Here is a 16,979-nt window from a genome sequence, read left to right as displayed (position 1 = left end):
GACCCGTCGGAGGACATCCGTCCAGAGGGAGACNCATGGAAAAGATCATCGCGCTGGTCGAGAAGGGCACGCCCTTCTTCAGCGCCCTCGCCCGCAACAAGTACCTGAAGTCGATCCGCGACGGCTTCATCTCGGCCATGCCGATCATCATCTTCTCGTCCATCTTCCTGCTCGTTGCCGACGTGCCCGCCATCTGGGGCTTCCACTGGCCGGAGGAGATCTACGCGGCCATCATGAAGCCGTACACGTATTCCATGGGCATCTTCGCNCTGGNCGTGGCGGNGACGNCGNNCNAGTCCTTCANCGAGGCGCAGAACCGCTCGCTGCCCAAGAACAATCAGATCAACTTCGTGAGCACCATGATCGCCTCCATCGTCGGCTTCCTGCTGCTCNCCTCCNACAGCATCNCCATCGTCCTCGAGGACGGCATGGCGGTGGCGGGTTTCAACGGGGCCTTCCTTGCGGCAAAGGGCCTGCTCACGGCCTTCGTCTCCGCTTTCGTGGTCGGCGGCATCTACAAGTTCTGCGTGGGTCGNAACATCACCATCAAGATGCCCGAGCAGGTTCCCCCGAACATCTCCCAGACCTTCAAGGACATCATTCCCTTTAGCGCCGCCGTCGTGTTCCTCTGGGTCTTCGACATGGCCTTCCGCGCCGCTTTCGGTGTGAACTTCGCCGNTGCCGTCATCGAGGTCTTCCAACCCGTCTTCACCGCCGCCGACGGCTANCTGGGTCTCGCCCTCATCTACGGCGCCATGTCGCTCTTCTGGTTCGTGGGCGTCCACGGCCCCTCCATCGTCGAGCCGGCCATCTCCGCCGCCCTCCTCGCCGGCATGAGCTCCAACCTCGCCGCGTACCAGGCCGGTGAGCACGCCGCCAGCGTCCTGACCCTGGGCGCCCAGTACTTCGTCGTCTGCCTCGGCGGCACGGGCGCCACCCTCGTGGTCTGCCTCATGTTCGCCTTCCTCGCAAAGTCCAAGGAGCTTCAGGCCGTGGGCCGCGCCAGCTCCATCCCCGTGCTCTTCAACGTCAACGAGCCCTTCCTCTTCGGCGCCCCCATGGTGCTCAACCCCGTGTTCTTCGTGCCCTTCGTGCTCGCCCCGGTCCTCAATGTGTGGCTGCTCAAGATCTTCGTCGACCTGCTCGGCATGAACGGTTTCCTCTACACCCTCCCGTGGACCTGTCCCGGCCCGCTGGGCATCGTGCTCGGCTGCGGTCTCGCCCCCTTGGCCTTCGTCTTCATGGTGGCTGTGCTCGCCCTCGACTTCTTTGTGTACTATCCCTTCTTCCGCATGTACGACAAGGTGAAGTGCGAGGAGGAGGCCAAGATCGGGGCCGAGGAGCTCGAGGAGCGCGCCGCCGCCAAGGGCGACGCCATGGGCAGGGCCTTCCAGGGCGAGGCGTCCGCCGACTCCGTGGCGCAGGCCGCCGTGACCCCGAAGGACCAGGCCGCCCTTGAGGCCGCCGCCGAAGGCGACAGCTCCCCGTTCGACGCCCTCAACGGCAAGAAGGTGCTGGTGCTCTGCGCCGGTGGAGGCACCTCCGGTCTCTTGGCCAACGCCTTGGCCAAGGCCGCGACCGAGCGGGGCATCGACCTCGAGACCGCCGCGGGGTCCTATGGCGCCCATACCGACATGATGCCGGACTTCGACCTCGTGGTCCTCGCGCCGCAGGTGGCCGTCAATGCCGCCGAGCTCAAGGCCGACACCGACCGGCTGGGCATCAAGAGCGTCGCCTGTGCCGGCAAGCAGTACATCGACCTCACGCGGGACGGCGAGAAGNCCCTCCGGTTCGTCTACGNCATCCTCTTCTCCAAGGAGGGCGACTAATGAAGCGATTCCCCGAAGGTTTCATCTACGGCGGCGCCACCGCCGCCTACCAGTGCGAGNGCGAGACCCTCACCCATGGCAAGGGGAAGGTCGCTTGGGACGACTTCCTCGCCGAGATGGGGCGCTTNCTCGGTGACCCGGCGAGCGACTTCTACAACCGCTACGGCGAGGACCTCGAGCTCTGCGAGCGGTTCGGCATCAACGGCATCCGCGTGTCCATAGCCTGGAGCCGCATCTTCCCCGAGGGTGCCGGGGCCGTGAATCCCGAGGGCGTGGAGTTCTACCACAACGTCTTCGCCGAGTGCCGCCGTCGCGGCGTGGAGCCCTTCGTCACCCTGCACCACTTCGACACCCCGGCCGCCCTCTACGACGACGGCGACTTCCTCAACCGCGCCACGGTGGATGCGTTCGTGGAGTACGCCCGCTTCTGCTTCGCCGAGTATGCCGACGACGTCACCTACTGGTTCACCTTCAACGAGATCTGGGCCGTGGCCACAAACCAGTACATCGAGGGCGTGTGGCCCCGCGGCCACCAGGCCCGTCTCGACCTCGCCTTCCAATGCGAGCACAACATGATGGTGGCCCACGCCCGCGCCGTGAACCTCTACAAGGAGATGGGATACGGTGGCAAGATCGGCATCGTCCACTCCCTGGAGTACAAGTACCCGGTCGACCCCGATAGCTTTGCCGATATCGCGGCGGCGAAGAACGAGGACGTGCTGCAGAACCAGTTCCTGCTCGACGCCACCTTCGACGGTGCCTACTCCGCCGAGTCCCTCTCTGTGGCCGAGCGCCTCTGCGCCGTGAGCGGGGGCTCCCTCGTCATCGAGCCCGGCGACATGGACGAGCTCGCATGCGCTGCCGAGCGCAACGACTACCTGGGCATGAACTACTACCAGAGCCGCTGGATCCGCGCCTACGACGGCCCCGACGTGNTGCACTTCAACGGNACGGGCGAGAAGGGCACGTCCCGCTTCTGCCTCGCCGGTGTGGGCGAGCGCGTGGAGCCCGACGATGTGCCGCGCACCGACTGGGACTGGCTCATCTACCCCAAGGGCATGTACGACCTCATCATGCGCATCACCATGCAGTGGCCCAACTACAAGGCGATCTACATCACCGAGAACGGCATGGGTTACAAGGACGAGCTGCGGGACGGCGTGGTCATGGACGGCNCGCGCATCGATNACATCCGCGAACACCTCGACTGGAACCTGCGGGCCCAGGAGGCCGGTGCCAACGTGCTCGGTTACTTCGTGTGGTCGCTCATGGACATGTTCAGCTGGAATAACGGTTACAATAAGCGTTATGGTTTGTTCTACGTGGACTTCGAGACCGGCGAGCGCATCCCGAAGGCGAGCGCCTACTGGTTTGCGGGGATCTCCGCCCGAGGCCAGCTCGACGTCTGATTCCCGTCCGCACCCCTGAGAAGGGAGGGTCCCATGGTGAACAAGGAGCCGTTCGGCCGTCTCCCCGATGGCCGCGAGGCCACCCGTTACGTCCTCGCCGGCCCTGGCATCACCGTGGGGGTCGTTGACCTCGGCGCCGCCGTGCAGTCGGTGTGGGTGCCCGACGCCCACGGCGTCTGGGCCGACGTGGCCCTGGGCTACGGTTCGGCGGCCGGCTACGCGGACGACGGCGTGCTCATGGGCGCCACCGTGGGCCCCATCGCCAACCGCGTGGCCGGCGCCGTGCTCGAGGTGGCGGGCCGCACCTGTCGCCTCGCTGCCAACGAGGGGCCCAACTGCAACCACACCGACACCTCGGCGTCGGCCCTGTGGAAGCGCGTCTGGGATGCGGAGGAGGGCCCGGACTCCGTGACCTTCTCCACTGTGGCGGAGGACGGCGAGTGGGGCCTGCCCGGTAGGCGCACCTTCTCGGTGGCCTACTCCATCGCAGGCCCGGGCGCCCTCTCCGTGCGCTGGCGAGTGGAGACCGACCGCCCCACCTTCTGCAACCTCACGAACCACGCCTACCTCAACCTGGACGGTCACGGGGCCGGCAGCGTGCTCGGCCACCGGCTCACCCTCGCCTGCCCCGCGTTCACGCCGGCCGACGCCCAGAGCCTCCCCACGGGAGAGGTGGTGCCCGTGGAGGGGACGCCCTTCGACTTCACCGGGGGGAAGGCCCTGGGCGTCGGGGTGGACGAGCCCTGCGACCAGGTGGCGTGGGGCCGCGGGTTCGACCGCAACCTCGCGGTGGGCGGCTGGGCCCCCGACGGCCGGCTGCGTCCCGTGGCCCGGCTCGAGGGGGAGTCGGGGCGGGTGCTCGAGCTCTCGACCACACTGCCCGGCGTGCAGCTCTACACGGGCAACTGGCTCGACGTCGCGGGCGCCAAGGACGGCGCGTCCTACGGCCCGCGCAGCGGCGTGGCCCTGGAGCCGCAGTACTTCCCCGACACGCCGCACCACCCGGCGTTTCCCGTCCCCGTCTGCGACGAGGGGCAGCCCTACGACGAGGGGGCCGTCTACGCCTTCTCGGTCACCCGACCCTGAGATGAGGAGAACCATGATCGACCCGCGCCGCATCGAGCGTCTCCAGGAGGTCTTTGACGCCGCCTACGGCTCCTCAGACGCGCCCCGCGTCCTCGCGGTGGCCCCGGCCCGCTCCGAGATCGCCGGCAACCATACCGACCACGAGGGGGGAGAGGTGATCGCCGGCACCCTCGACCGCGCCATCGTGGGCGTGGCGGCCGCGAACGGCCTCGACGTCATCCGCGTGACGAGCGCGGGGTTCGACCCCGTGGAGGTCTCGCTCGACTCCCTCGAGCCCCGGGCCGACGAGCGCGTCACCACCGCCGGCATCGTGCGAGGCATGGCGGCGTGCATGGCCGCCACCGGTCGCGAGCCGGCCGGCTTCGACATCGTCATGNACAGCGACATCCCCGCCGGCGGCGGCCTGTCGTCGTCGGCGGCCCTCGAGCTCGCCCTCGGGCGGGCCATGGAGCTGCTCTGGGAGGGCCGCGAGGTGGGCGCCGTGGAGCTGGCGCGCATGGGCCAGGCGGCCNAGAACCGCTACTTCGGCAAGCCCTGCGGCCTCATGGACCAGCGCTCCATCGCCGTGGGCGGTCTCGCCAACCTGGACTTCGCCGACGAGGGGGAGCCCGGTTGCCGGAGCCTCGCCTTCGACTTCGCCGACCACGGCTACGCCCTCTGCCTCGTGGAGGTGGGCTGCGACCACGCGGCCTTCACCGACGAGTACGCCGCCGTGCCCCAGGAGATGCAGGCCGTGGCTGCCGCCTTCGGGGAGGCCCGTCTCGACGAGGTGGGCGCCGACGACTTCGACGCCGCCGCCCCCGCCCTCCGCGAGCGCCTCGGCGACNGAGCCNTGCTGCGCGCCCTGCACTACTGGCGCGAGGACTCCCTCGTGGCCGCGCGCTGGGAGGCCCTGACCGACGGCGACATGGACCGGTTCCTCGAGCTCACCCGCGAGTCCGGCGCCTCGAGCGCCATGTTCCTGCAGAACGTCACCGCCCCCGGCGCCTACCAGCCGGCCATGGTGGCCCTGGCCCTGGCCGAGCGCCTGCTGGCCGGCCGCGGCGCCTGCCGCATCCATGGCGGCGGCTTCGGCGGGTCCATCCAGGCCTTCGTGCCCCTGGACGCCGTCGACGGATTCCGCTCCGCCATGGACGGCTGGCTCGGCGACGGCGCCTACCAGGTCTACGGCATCTCCGAGGAGGGGGCGAGGGCCTCATGGCTGTGAGCCTTTCCGNCGATATCCGCGCCCTGGTCGACTACGCCTCGGGCTGCGGCCTCGTGGACCCGGCGGACGGGGCCTGGGCGCGCAACTNCCTGCNCGAGGCCGTGGGTGCCGACGGCTGTGCCCATGGCTGGTCCGACNTGCCCGNGANCGNCCTGCCCGAGGGCGACCTCGACCTCGAGGCGGTCCTCGGCCGCCTGGCCGACGTCGCCGTGGCCAACGGCCTCTACGAGGACACNGCCGGCGGCCGCGACNGCGCCGCCATGGCCGTGATGGGCCGGCTCGTCCCGCGCCCCTCCGTCGTGGACGCCGCCTTCCGCGCCGTCGAGGCCTCCGAGGGGCCGCGGGCCGCCACCGACTGGTTCTACCGCCTCTGCTGCGACGCCGGCTACGTGCGCCGCGCGGCCATCGCCCGCAACGTGGCCTGGGTGTCGCCCACCCGCTGGGGCGACCTCCAGATCACCATCAACCTCTCCAAGCCCGAGAAGGACCCCCGCGACATCGCCTCGGCAGGGGCCGCCCCCGCCGACGGCGACGTGTACCCGGCCTGCCAGCTCTGCGTGGAGAACGAGGGCTATCCCGGCCGTCCGGCCTCCTCGCCCTTCGGCGACCACCCGGCCCGCCAGAACCTGCGCATCGTCCCCGTGACGCTGCAGGGCGAGCCGTGGGGCCTCCAATACAGCCCCTATGCATACTTCGGCGAGCACTGCANCGTCATGAGCCGGGAGCACCGTCCCATGCACGTGGACCGCACCTCCATGGCGTGCCTCCTCGACCTGCTGGACCGGTTCCCCCGCTACTTCTTCGGCTCCAACGCCGACCTGCCTGTGGTGGGCGGCTCCATCCTGTCCCACGACCACTTCCAGGGCGGCCGCCACGTGTTCCCCATGATGGAGGCGCCGGTCGAGGAGGCCTTCTCCATGGAGGGGTGCCCGGGTGTGGACTGCGCCGTGGTGCGCTGGCCCCTGTCGGTGATCCGCCTGGAGTCCGACGACCGCGACGCCCTCCTCGACGCCGCCTGCCGCGTGCTCGACCGCTGGCGCACCTACGACGACCCCGCCGTGGGNGTCCTCTCCCGGACGGGCGCCGTGCCCCACAACACCGTCACGCCCATCGTCTACCGGGTGGGCGACCGCTACCGGGCCGACCTCGCGCTGCGCTGCAACGTGACCTCCGACGAGCACCCGCTCGGNGTGTTCCACCCCCACGAGGAGTGGCATCACATCAAGAAGGAGAACATCGGCCTCATCGAGGTCATGGGTCTCGCCATCCTGCCGCCGCGGCTCGTGCCCGAGCTCGCCGCCGTGGCACGCTGTCTCGTGGCCGGGACCGACCCCATGGACGACCCGGAGGCGGCGCCCCACGGCGAGTGGGCCCGCGGGCTGGCCGGGAGGTACCCGGGCCTGACGCCCGGGGAGGCGGAGTCCGTGGTGCGCGGCGAGGCGGGCGACGTCTTTGCCCACGTGCTCGAGGACGCCGGCGTCTTCAAGTGGGACGAGGCCGGCCGCGCNGCCCAGCGCCGCTTCCTGGAGGCGCTGGCCTAGGGCCGCCCCATGGCAGACGAGAGGAGACACCGAGGGGGCGCCCGTGTCGCAGGATGCGGGCGCCCCCTCTCGTTCTGCGCGTGTGACACCGGGGTCCGGCCCATCGGTCGCGTCCCCTGTCGTCGGGTCGATGATATGGCAGCGGGGTGTCCCGCCGACGCGACGGGGGCGGGTCTCAGGTGAGGACCGCGGTGTACTGCTCGGTGGCCGTGCGCACGGCCTCGGGCAGGCCGCCCTCGCTCACGACGGCCGTGAGGCCGTCGAGGGAGTAGAAGCTGTAGAAGTCGCGCCGGTCGAACTTGCTGGCATCGGCGAGCAGGTAGCGCTCGTCGGCGGCGTCCAGGGCCACGCGCTGGAGGGCGCAGGCGTCCATGTTGCTGGCGTAGGCCTTGTCCTCATGGATGCCGTTGACGCCCACGAAGGCCTTGGTGACGCCCATGCGGGAGAGGGTCTCCTCGGCCAGGGGCCCCGCCAGGGCCCCCGTGCCCGGGCGGTAGAGGCCGCCGAGCAGGAACAGCTCCATCCCCGAGCGCTCCTCGAGGACGGCGAAGATGGGGAGGCTGTTGGTGACCACGCGCAGGGTGAGGTCGGGCAGGTTCGCTGCCATGGCCTCCACCGTGGTGCCCGACCCGAGGAAGACGGTGTCGCCCTCGCTCACCAGGGTCGCGGCCCGGGCGCCGATCTCGCGCTTGGCCTCCCGGTGCAGCAGCTGGCGCTCGGTGCGCGTGCGCTCCCGGGACAGGGTGAGGCCGTGGGCCGGCGCCGCGGATGTGGCCCCTCCCCGCACCCGCACGAGCCGCCCCGCCTCGGCGAGCTCGTCGAGGTCGCGGCGCACCGTCATCTCCGATATGTCCAGGAGCCGGGCGGCCGCGCGCACGGAGAGGTTGCGGTGTTCGTCGGTGAGGCGCACGAGGGCGTCTTGGCGCTCCGATTTGAGCATGGCTCCTCCGATGGTCGGCCCTGGGTCCCCGCGGGGTCTCTTCCATAACAATATAGAACATGGTGCGGAGCGGCGACGGGTCCCGTCAGCAAAGATTCGCACAATGGGAGGACCGGTGGGACCGGGGTCCCAAACAAGTTGTTAGGTATCCAAATGCATTATCTACCTAGGGTTTTCTTTCAGATATACCACTTACCGACGAAAAACGACCGTCGGTCCCCTCAGAGGGTCATGGTGTCCCACGGATTTTTACCGGGGTCATAATAGGCACAGATTCAAACAAAAGCTCTCTATTGCAAACAACACATCACAATTGGGAGACATCGCAACCAACGAGAAGGGGATCCGATGAAGGTAGGAGTCATCCTCGCCAGCCATGGGGAGTTCGCCCGGGCGGCCTTGGGCAGCGTCGAGATGATCGCGGGCCCGCAGCCCGACGTCCAGGCCCTGGCCCTGGGCGCCACCACGTCNCTCGAGGACTTCGAGGCGGCCTTCCGCGAGGCATGGGGGTCCCTGTCGTCTTCCTGCGACCACGTCGTGGTTCTCTGCGACATCCTCGGCGGCACNCCGTTCAACGTGGTGGCCCGGGCCAAGGCGGCGGGCCTCCCCCTCACCGCCTATGCCGGCCTGTCCCTGCCCGTGGTCATCGAGCTCCTCCTCTGCCGCGACCAGTGGGCAGACCCCGAGGAGCTGTCCCAGGCCGTCGAGGCCGCCGCTTCCCGCGCGTTCCAGGCCATCGAGGTGCCCGGCACCGACGAGGCCGACGAGGGCGACCTGTAGGTTCACCGAACCGGCGGCGCCAGCCGCCCGAAGAAGGGAGGGCTCCATGCCCATCAAGCTCGTGGACATCGACGACCGCCTGATCCATGGGCAGATCGCCACCACATGGATTCCTGAGTACGGTATCGAGCAGGTCATCATCGTGGACGACAAGGTGGCCTCCGACCCTGTGCAGAAGTCCGTGGCNGNTCTTGCGGTGCCCCAGATCAAGGTGAGCGTCTTCGGTGTGGACAAGTTCATCGACGTGCTCAAGAAGACCCAGATCAAGCGCGACACCCTCGTGCTGTTCACCAACCCCGTGGACGCGGAGCGCCTGCGGGAGGGCGGCATGGACTTCGACTACCTCAACGTCTCGGGCATGCGCTTCAACCCGAGCCGCACCCAGCTCCACAAGAACATGTCCATCACCCCCGAGGAGCGCGCCGCCCTGGAGCGCCTCATCGAGGCCGGTGTGGAGGTGTGGATGCAGCCCACATGCCGCGACCCCAAGGTGCTCGTCTCCGAGCTCCTGGCCGCCCACCCCGCCTGACCAGCAAGGAGCGGGCCCCGTCGGGGCCGCCCGTAGAGTAAGGAGCGTTCCATGATTCAAGCCCTGCTGCTCGCCGTGTGGGCGGGCCTGTGCACCTGGGACCAGTACGGTCCCCACCTGGGATTCCGCAAGCCCCTGCTCGCCTCCGTGGGCGTGGGCATCATCCTGGGCGACCTGCCCACCGCCATCATCATCGGCGCCACCATGGAGCTCATGTGGCTGGGTGTCAACAACATCGGCGCCTATGTGCCGCCCGACGTCATCTCGGGCACCATCGTGGGCTGCGCCCTGGGTATCATGTCCGGCGGCGACGNGGCCTCCGACACCGCCCTCGCCGTGGCCATCGGCATCCCCTGCGCCACCCTCGTCCAGCAGCTCAACATCCTGGTCATGACCACCAACATCACCTGGCTCCACAAGGCCGACAAGGCCGCCCTGTCCGGTGAGTTCGGCGCCGTGAACAAGTGGTTCTGGGCCGGCGCCGCCTCGTTCTTCCTCACCCGTGCCATCCCCGTCTTCATCGCCTGCGGCGTGGGCTCCTTCGTCATCGAGGACATCATGGCCTTCCTGCAGACCCAGGTGCCCTGGGTGCTCACCGGCTTCTCCATCGCNNGCGGCATGATGCCGGCCGTGGGCCTGGCGATGCTGCTCACCATGATGCTCAAGAAGGAGATGTGGATCTTCCTCGTCGGGGGCTTCGTGCTCGCCGCCTACCTGGGGGTCCCCACCATGGGCATCGCCCTTGTGGCCGTGGCCGTGGCCGGCTTCTACGACTTCGTGAGCGAGGGCTTCAAGCGGGTCGAGGACAAGCAGGCCGTCACCAAGGGCGTCCTGTCCACGGGCCCGGTCGTGACCGATCAGGACATCGAGGAAGAAGAGGAGTACGACCTCTAATGGCTGNCNACACCTGCACCCGCNCCGCCGAGTCGCCCGNCGTCTCCCAAGGCCGCGCCATCACCCGTCACGCCCTCAACCGCACCTTCGTGCGCACCCTGGGCTGCCAGTTCGCCCACAACTACGAGCGCATGCAGAGCCTCTCGCTGGTCTANNGCTTCGCGCCGGTGCTCGAGGACCTCTACCGCGACCGCCCCAAGGAGGAGCGCGTCGCCGCCATGCAGCGCCATCTCGNGTACTTCAACACCCANCCGCTGGCCATCCCGTTCATCCTGGGCNTCTCGGCCGCCCTGGAGGAGACGTGCGACGAGGACCAGAAGGAGACAGTGGTCGCCATCAAGACCTCGCTCATGGGCCCCTTCGCAGGCCTCGGCGACTCCCTGCTCAACCTCACCTGGACCCCCATCGCCGGCTCCATCGGCGCCTCCATGTGCCTGGCCAACGGGTCCATCCTCGGCCCCATCGTGATGTTCCTGCTCATCAACGCCCTGTACTGGCCCCTGCGCATCTTCGGGCTCTACGGCGGCTACGCCAAGGGCATGGAGATGGTGGAGCGGTTCGGCGTGGCGGTCTTCGAGCGCCTCGGCAACCTCGCCAACGTGCTCGGCGTCATGGTGGTGGGCGGCCTGATCCCCACCACCGTCAAGCTCGCCTGCGCCATCCAGGTGCCCCTCGGCGAGGGCGACCCCCTGGTGATCCAGGACCAGCTCGACAAGGTGCTCCCCTGCGCCCTGCCCATCCTGCTCACCTTCATCTGCTACCGCCTGCTCAAGCGCGGCCAGGGCAAGAACTCCGCCCAGATCATCATCGGCTGCATCGTGTTCGCCCTCGCCTTCGCCGCCCTCGGCTACTACGTGCCCGGCCTCGCCATCTTCGGCTAGGCCACCGTCACACCCCGTCCGTCAAGGAGCCCCCCATGCGCTGCGTCCTCGTTCTGCTCGACACCCTGCGCCGCAACAACCTGCGCTGCTACAACCCCGAGACCCGCGTGCAGACCCCCAACATCGATGCCTTCGCCGCCGAGTCCTGCACCTTCGACGAGCACTGGATCGGGTCGGCCCCCNGCATGCCGGCGCGGCGCGACATCATGTGCGGACGGCTGAACTTCCTGGAGCGCGGGTGGGGCCCCATCGAGCCCTTCGACGTGACCCTGCCCGCGCTCCTGCGCGACCACGGCGTCTACACCCACATCACCACCGACCACTGCCACTACATGCGCACCGGCGGNGAGGGGTACCTGCAGCTCTTCAACACTTGGGACTACCACCGCGGCCAGGAGGGCGACCCCTGGGTGAGCCGCATCGACGACCCCGCCAACATGCCGGGGACCTTCTACGGCCGCGTGCGTCGCCAGTACCAGCTCAACCGCGGCCGCTGGCCCCGCGAGGAGGACATGCCGAGCCCCCAGACGTTCCAGAGCGCCTGCGAGTGGCTCGACGACAACGCCGACGCCGACGANTTCTTCCTCATGGTGGAGGCCTTCGACCCCCACGAGCCCTTCGACGTGCCCGAGCGCTACATGGACCTCTACGGGGGCGGGGAGGGGCTCGACCGCGACTACTTCGAGATACCCCAGTACAAGCGGGTGAGCGAGGCCGAGGTCCCCGCCGAGGCGGTGGACTACGTCCAGCGCCGCTACGACGCCCTCGTCACCTGCTGCGACGACTGGTTCGGGACCTTGATGGACAAGCTCCGCGAGCGCGGCATCTTCGACGACACCCTCGTCATGCTCACCACCGACCACGGCTACTTCCTGGGGGAGCGCGACTTCCTCGGAAAGAANTACATGCCCCTNTACAACGAGCTCGCCCATCTGCCCCTGCTGGTGCACTACCCCGGCGGCGCCCGGGCCGGCGAGNGAGCCTNCCAGATCACCCAGAACATCGACGTCATGCCCACGGTGCTCGACCTGGCGGGANTCCCGGTGCCCGAGGAGGTGCAGGGCGTCTCCCTGATGTCGCTCGCCACGGACCCGTCGGCGCCCACCCGCGACTATGCCCTCTTCGGCTACCACGCCATGGACGTCAACATCACCGACGGGCGCTACACCTACATGCGGGCCCCCGTGCCGTCCAACGAGCCCTGCTTCGAGTATGCCGCCATCCCCACCACCATCCGCCGCTACCTCGGTGCCGACAGGCCCGCCGACATCGAGTGCGGACGCTTCCTGGCGCGGACCGACTGGCCCGTGTTCAAGGTGCCCGTGGACAGGCCCGGCATCATCGACCAGTCCGACGACGCCCTCAAGGAGGTGTCGGACACCAGGCTCTTCGACCTGGCCGTGGACTACGCCCAGCTCGACGACCTCACCTCCCACGACGACCCCGCCGCCAAGGAGGCCGAGGGGCGCATGGTGGGCCTGCTGCTGCGGGCCATGGACGAGTGCGACGCGCCGGCGGAGCAGTACGAGCGCCTCGGCCTGGGCGGGGCGGCATGAGGTACCTCAGCATGCTGGTGAAGCCCGCCTCGGCGGCGTGCGACATGGCGTGCTCCTACTGCTTCTACCGCGACCTCGCCCAGGNCNGGGAACGGGGGTGNCGCCCGGTCATGGACCGCCCCGTCATGGAGGCCGTGGTCTCGCGGGCCTTCGAGGCGGTGNCCGACGGGACGGTGNCCTTCGACTTCCAGGGGGGAGAGCCCACCCTGGCCGGTCTCGACTTCTTNGAGGCCTTCGTCGCGGAGGTGGAGCGCCGCCGCGGCGGCTGCCGGGTCTCCTACGCCATCCAGACCAACGGCCTCGCCCTCGACGAGCGCTGGTGCGAGTTCCTCGGGCGCAACCGGTTTCTGGTGGGGGTCTCGCTGGACGGGACCCGCAGCCNCCACGACCGCCTGCGCCCGGCCGCCGACGGCGGGGCCACGTGGTCGCGGGTGGCCGCGTCGCTGGGGCGCCTGCGAAGGCACGGGGTGGAGCCCGCGGTGCTGTGCGTGCTCTCCTCGGAGCTGGTCCGCCACCCCCNGCAGGTCTACAGGGGGCTTGCCTCCCCGGGGGCCCGCCACGTCCAGTTCATCCCGTGTCTGGGGCCCGCCGAGGGTGGGGACGGCTCCCCGCGGTCGGCCGAGATGGCGTCCCACGCTCTGACCCCCGGGCGGTTCGTCCACTTCTACCGGGGCTTCCNCGACGCCTGGGAGAGGGGTCAGGCCGAGGACGGCCCCATGGCGGTGGGGCTCTTCGACGACGTCATGGNCCTCTCCCNGGGGCGCAGGCCCAGGACCTGCGGCGCCCTGGGGGCCTGCGCCCCGCAGTTCGTGGTGGAGTCCGACGGGTCGGTCTACCCGTGCGACTTCTACGCCTCCGACCGGTGGTGCATGGGCAACGTGTGCTCCGACACCATCGAGGCCATGGCCGCGGGCGCCGTGGTGGAGGGCTTCTTGTCCCGCCCCCGCCGGGCCGACGGCGACGCCCCGTGCACCGACTGCGGCTTCGAGGGCNTCTGCCACGGGGGGTNCCCNCGTCTCTCCACGGCCTTCGCGGCCGACGGGCGCTGCGGCTACCGGGAGTTTCTGGAGTACGGCTACGGGCGGCTGGCCCGGCGGGCCCGGGAGCGCGTGGGGAGGATGCCATGAGCCTGAACCCTGCCGACGGCCTCGTGGCCCTTGTGAGCCTCGTGGCCTCCACGGTGGGGGCCGTCTGCGGCGTGGGCGGCGGGATCCTCATCAAGCCCGTGCTCGACGCCGTGTCGTCGATCGACGTGGCCACGGTCAACTTTCTGTCGGGGGCCACGGTGCTGTCCATGACCGCCTACTCCGTGGCCCGGTCGATCCATGCGGGGTCGGGGTCCATGGACCTCTCCCGGGACACGCCCCTGGCCGTGGGGGCCGCCTTCGGGGGCCTCGCGGGCAAGCAGCTCTTCTCGGCCGTGAGCGGCCTTTTTGGGAATCCCGACAGGGCCGGGGCCGTGCAGGCGGCCGTGCTGTGCGCGGTCACGGCGGGGGCGCTCGCCTACACCCTCGCCAAGGACCGCGTGGCCACGCGCCATGTGGAGAGCCGTGGCGCCTGCGTCGCCATCGGCCTCGCCCTGGGCACCTGCTCGTCGTTCCTCGGCATAGGGGGAGGGCCCATCAACCTGGTGGTGCTGTTCTACTTCTTNTCCATGGACACCAAGCGTGCCGCGGCGAGCTCCCTCTACATNATTCTGTTCTCCCAGACGGTGAGCACCGCGGCGTCCCTTCTCACCCAGGACCTGTCGGCCGTGAACCCGGCGGTGCTGGCGCTCATGGCCGCCTGCGGCATCGCGGGGGGCGCCTTGGGACGCCGACTGAANGCCCGGGTTGACGCCCGCTTTGTGGACCGGCTGTTCGTGGCGCTCATGGTGGTCATCATCTTCATAAACGTGTACAACCTGGCGGCCTTCGGGGCGGTGCGTGGGTAGAAGCCGAGAGGCCCTGTCCCCTCCAACCGAAAGCGCCCCATGTATTGGATCATCTGGCCCGTCTGCCTCGCCGCCTGTCTCATAGGCTCCATCTGCGGCCTGGGGGGCGGTGTCATCATCAAGCCGGCCCTCGACCTGTTCGGGTCCATGGACGTGGCCCAGGTGAGCTTCCTGTCGGGGNGCACGGTGCTGGCCATGGCCCTCTACTCGGTGCTCCGGGCCCGGGCCAAGGGGACGCTCTCGGCCGAGGCCAAGGTGGACACCTCGGTGGCCGTCGGCGCCGTGGTGGGCGGCCTCGCGGGCAAGCAGCTCTTCTCGGCCCTTTCGGCGGCCTTTCCCTACCCGCGCATCGTGGGCTGCAGCCAGGCGGCGGCGCTCTTTGCCGTGTGCCTGTTCACCATCGCCTACACCGTCGTCAAAGACCGCCGCGAGATCCACGGCCACAGGCTCTCGGGATGGCTCCCGGGGTGCGCGGTGGGCGTGGGGCTGGGTGCTGTCTCGGCCTTCCTCGGCATCGGCGGCGGCCCGCTGAACATCGTNGCCNTGACNTTCTTCTTTGCCATGGCGAGCAAGGACGCCGTCCAGGCCTCGCTCTACATCATCCTGTACTCCCAGACCGCCGCCACGGTCATGGCCCTCGNCACCCAGGACCTCTCCGGCATCGACCCGGTGCTGCTGGTGGGCATGGTGGCCTTTGGCATAGCGGGCGCGGCCGGCGGACGCACCATCAACGGGCGCCTGTCCAACGCCACGGTGGACCGGCTCTTCATAGGGCTTCTCGTGGCGATCATGGCCATCACGGTGGCCAACTTCCTCGGCTTTGCGGCGATGTAGGGGCCGGCGGCGGTGTGCGGTTGGCGCCGGCGGGCGGCTCTCAGCGCACGAATGTGCGGCAAAGGCGCTCGAGTGCGCGGGATAANCACGCCAAAAGCCATTCGATGTGCGACGGGCCGGCGAATGCCGCCCAATGTGCGACAAGATCGCAGCGAACGGGCGCGGATGAGCGGAATCAGGCCCAAATCGCCCACTCGAGGCCGTTTNCCGCGGCCCGGCCGCGCACTGGACGCCTTTCGCCGGGGCGTCGCGCACTGGNCACCCTTCGCCGCAGGGACTCGCGCACCCAAGGCCCTTCTCCGCAGGGAGCCGCACACCGGATGCCCCTTGCCGGGGCGCCGCGCACCCTCCCTCCCCCGCGATTACCACCATCGGTGACGGCCGAAGCAGGTCCCATGGAGGGAGCCGCGGCGTCGGGCCGACGACGGCGAGAGCGGGTCGGGCCTCCGACCGCGCAGGACGAGGGCGAGGTCGTCGACGAGCACGTCGGTCATGGAGGGGATGGAAAGGGTCTCNCTGGCCATGCCGACGAGGTCGTCTCCCAGGGCCCGCGCGGCCAGGCGTCGCCGGTCGTCGCTTCCTCGGCGCCGGGGGTCGTCGTGCCACCAGCTCGAGTCGTACTCGCAGGCGAGGTGTTTCTCCGGCCAGTAGAAGTCGTAGCNGATGGCCTGGTTCTCGGGGAGGTGGACCCGGGCGCGGGGCGTGAGCTCCACGCGGTGGTTGAGCAGCGGGCTGGGGAGTCCGGCACCCCCGGAGCGCCGCGGCGTCACGGCAAAGGTGGCGAACCCCGACTCCCGGGGCGACGCCGACCCGTCGATGACCCGGTCGGCGGCGCTGCGTGCGACATCCGTCCCAGGCGCCCCCGGGGCGAGGCTGTGGGCCGCCTGCCGGAGGGCGTCGCCGTGGGCCTGTGGGGTCCTTGTCCCAAAGCCGCAGTCGAGGTCGGCGCGCAGCTCGTAGGTGCCGCAGAGCTGGAAGGCCAGGAGNANCGCCTGGGNTGCGTNGAGCTCGCGGCAGCGCAGCAGGAAGTGGAGGGCGGGGGAGACCACGTGGATGGGCTCCTCGCCGGGTCCGGTGCGCACGCGGCAGATGGCCCCGGGGAACAGCGGACCCGACCACACCGGGCAGTGCAGCCCAGGCCGCCGGCGCCGCGCTGCCGCGGATGGGACCAGCACCTCCACGGGGACGTCTTGCTCGGGTACGCCGAGGAGCGCCGACGTCACGGCAAGGCAGTCCCGGTAGCGCGGCTTGCTCTCCAGGGCACGGACCGCCCGGAGGGTGGGGAGGGAGGCGGAGAGGATCTGCGCACACTCCTCCTCCGAGTGCACCGGGGTGAGGGTCGCGTGCGAAAGGTACACGTTGCGCGCACTTATGCCAGCCAGAACCAACGCCATGGCCGGAGCCTATCAAGGGTCCCGGGCCTTTGGGGCGGAGGGGGCCGACGTCGTTACAATCCGGTAATTTAAGTTAAGTATCTGACATATACGGTCAGTAATATGTCGAGTTGCGGTCAGTTATCAGTCAGAATTCTACTGCGTGTTGTTGGGATTCGACGGACGG

Annotated in this window: 14 protein-coding genes; 13 read left to right on the top strand and 1 reads right to left on the bottom strand. The window is 69.4% G+C overall.

What is annotated here, in order from left to right; all coding sequences use genetic code 11:
- Nucleotides 1-35 precede the first annotated feature (35 nt).
- The 5 genes from JX283_RS03780 to JX283_RS03760 all read left to right on the top strand — a co-directional run bounded on the left by JX283_RS03780 (nt 36) and on the right by JX283_RS03760 (nt 7,072).
- Nucleotides 36-1,829, top strand: coding sequence for a lactose/cellobiose PTS transporter subunit IIB (locus JX283_RS03780; protein WP_204829415.1), 1,794 nt, complete (start codon nt 36-38; stop codon nt 1,827-1,829).
- Nucleotides 1,829-3,238 (top strand): 6-phospho-beta-galactosidase, encoded by a 1,410-nt coding sequence (gene lacG, locus JX283_RS03775; RefSeq protein ID WP_204829414.1) that lies wholly within the window; start codon nt 1,829-1,831, stop codon nt 3,236-3,238. Before JX283_RS03780 ends, lacG begins: the two co-directional genes overlap by 1 nt.
- 33 nt (nt 3,239-3,271) lie before the next feature.
- Complete coding sequence (locus tag JX283_RS03770; protein WP_204829412.1) at nt 3,272-4,324, top strand: aldose epimerase family protein; 1,053 nt, start codon at nt 3,272-3,274, stop codon at nt 4,322-4,324.
- 13 nt (nt 4,325-4,337) lie between these two features.
- Nucleotides 4,338-5,531 carry a galactokinase family protein gene (locus tag JX283_RS03765; RefSeq protein WP_239652458.1) on the top strand — a complete coding sequence of 398 codons (1,194 nt, stop codon included), beginning with the start codon at nt 4,338-4,340 and terminating at the stop codon, nt 5,529-5,531.
- On the top strand, nt 5,522-7,072 hold the full coding sequence (locus JX283_RS03760) for a UDP-glucose--hexose-1-phosphate uridylyltransferase (protein ID WP_204829409.1): 1,551 nt from the start codon (nt 5,522-5,524) through the stop codon (nt 7,070-7,072). Before JX283_RS03765 ends, JX283_RS03760 begins: the two co-directional genes overlap by 10 nt.
- 175 nt (nt 7,073-7,247) lie before the next feature.
- Here the strand turns inward: JX283_RS03760 and JX283_RS03755 are convergent, their stop codons facing one another.
- A complete protein-coding gene (locus tag JX283_RS03755) occupies nt 7,248-8,012 on the bottom strand; it encodes a DeoR/GlpR family DNA-binding transcription regulator (protein ID WP_204407176.1) in 765 nt (254 codons plus the stop codon).
- A gap of 348 nt (nt 8,013-8,360) precedes the next feature.
- Between JX283_RS03755 and JX283_RS03750 the strand changes: the two genes are divergently transcribed.
- The 8 genes from JX283_RS03750 to JX283_RS03715 all read left to right on the top strand — a co-directional run bounded on the left by JX283_RS03750 (nt 8,361) and on the right by JX283_RS03715 (nt 15,419).
- Nucleotides 8,361-8,792: a PTS sugar transporter subunit IIA gene (locus JX283_RS03750; RefSeq protein WP_204407177.1), complete on the top strand. Its 432-nt coding sequence runs from the start codon at nt 8,361-8,363 to the stop codon at nt 8,790-8,792.
- A gap of 46 nt (nt 8,793-8,838) precedes the next feature.
- A complete protein-coding gene (locus JX283_RS03745; RefSeq protein WP_204829408.1) occupies nt 8,839-9,321 on the top strand; it encodes a PTS sugar transporter subunit IIB in 483 nt (160 codons plus the stop codon).
- A gap of 51 nt (nt 9,322-9,372) precedes the next feature.
- Nucleotides 9,373-10,215, top strand: a complete 843-nt coding sequence (locus JX283_RS03740) for a PTS sugar transporter subunit IIC (RefSeq protein WP_204829407.1) — start codon at nt 9,373-9,375, stop codon at nt 10,213-10,215.
- On the top strand, nt 10,215-11,096 hold the full coding sequence (locus tag JX283_RS03735; RefSeq protein ID WP_204829406.1) for a PTS system mannose/fructose/sorbose family transporter subunit IID: 882 nt from the start codon (nt 10,215-10,217) through the stop codon (nt 11,094-11,096). The genes JX283_RS03740 and JX283_RS03735 overlap by 1 nt, the downstream gene beginning before the upstream one ends.
- A 35-nt stretch (nt 11,097-11,131) precedes the next feature.
- Nucleotides 11,132-12,652, top strand: coding sequence for a sulfatase (locus JX283_RS03730; RefSeq protein WP_204829404.1), 1,521 nt, complete (start codon nt 11,132-11,134; stop codon nt 12,650-12,652).
- Nucleotides 12,653-12,663: 11 nt separating this feature from the next.
- Nucleotides 12,664-13,779, top strand: a complete 1,116-nt coding sequence (locus tag JX283_RS03725; protein WP_204829402.1) for a radical SAM/SPASM domain-containing protein — start codon at nt 12,664-12,666, stop codon at nt 13,777-13,779.
- Nucleotides 13,776-14,585, top strand: coding sequence for a sulfite exporter TauE/SafE family protein (locus JX283_RS03720; protein WP_204829401.1), 810 nt, complete (start codon nt 13,776-13,778; stop codon nt 14,583-14,585). The genes JX283_RS03725 and JX283_RS03720 overlap by 4 nt, the downstream gene beginning before the upstream one ends.
- Nucleotides 14,586-14,624: 39 nt before the next feature.
- Nucleotides 14,625-15,419 carry a sulfite exporter TauE/SafE family protein gene (locus tag JX283_RS03715; protein WP_204829398.1) on the top strand — a complete coding sequence of 265 codons (795 nt, stop codon included), beginning with the start codon at nt 14,625-14,627 and terminating at the stop codon, nt 15,417-15,419.
- Nucleotides 15,420-16,979 lie beyond the last annotated feature (1,560 nt).

The sequence above is a fragment of the Olsenella sp. CU969 genome (assembly GCF_905219715.1).
Classification (GTDB): domain Bacteria; phylum Actinomycetota; class Coriobacteriia; order Coriobacteriales; family Atopobiaceae; genus Granulimonas; species Granulimonas faecalis.
The sequence above is the reverse complement of the archived record's forward strand: the minus strand, read 5'-3'. Positions and strand labels throughout refer to the sequence as shown.

What these genes read in the sequence shown, in the direction of transcription:
- JX283_RS03770 (WP_204829412.1), top strand. Translation starts at nt 3,272, where the DNA reads ATGGTGAACAAGGAGCCGTTCGGCCGTCTCCCCGATGGCCGCGAGGCC.
- JX283_RS03755 (WP_204407176.1), bottom strand. Translation starts at nt 8,012, where the DNA reads ATGCTCAAATCGGAGCGCCAAGACGCCCTCGTGCGCCTCACCGACGAA.